The 514-nt window shown below is 47.7% G+C and carries 1 protein-coding gene; it reads right to left on the reverse strand.

Going from position 1 to position 514, the window contains the following annotated elements; genetic code table 11:
* Window positions 1–95 precede the first annotated feature (95 nt).
* A partial coding sequence (locus K0039_RS20640; protein WP_369123861.1) for a hypothetical protein occupies window positions 96–514 on the reverse strand: 419 nt, incomplete at its 5' end.

Below are 514 nucleotides of genomic sequence, written 5' to 3' on the forward strand. Positions count from 1 at the left end.
GCAGCAAGTTTCTCCTTCAAAGACAAAGCTGTTTTTAACGTAGAAAAGAATGACATGTCTTCCTCCTGAAGAAAAATTATCAATGAAGTCCTTTGTTACTGTGCCGCTTTGTTTAATTCATCAAGAACAGAATCAGGAACCAAAGCGGCGACTGCGCTGGCTGTGCTGGCCTTATTTGCTGATGCTTCCGCAAGCGCGGTACCGATAGCCTGGTTATAAGCAGTTATGGCTACGCTTGCGCTTTCCTTCGACCGTTCATACTGCTGTTGCAATGCTGCTACCGGTACTGTTGTCTGGTCGAAAAAAGCACCAAATTGTTCAGTTGCTTCCTTCAGTGCTTCAACTTGTTGTTCTGTCAGTGCTGGTGGGGGAGTGACTGCGCCGCCACCTGAATCAGAGCCTGACGAGCTTCCTGAGCCTGTGTTAAGGGTCTGGTTAATGTCCCCCATAGCAGCGACTAAACTCGACGTATTAAGCGCATTTACAGAGTCCTCAAGCGATTTCGTTGTAGTCG

Origin of the sequence: Terrisporobacter mayombei (assembly GCF_020748465.1) — a bacterium.
Lineage (GTDB): Bacteria > Bacillota > Clostridia > Peptostreptococcales > Peptostreptococcaceae > Terrisporobacter > Terrisporobacter mayombei.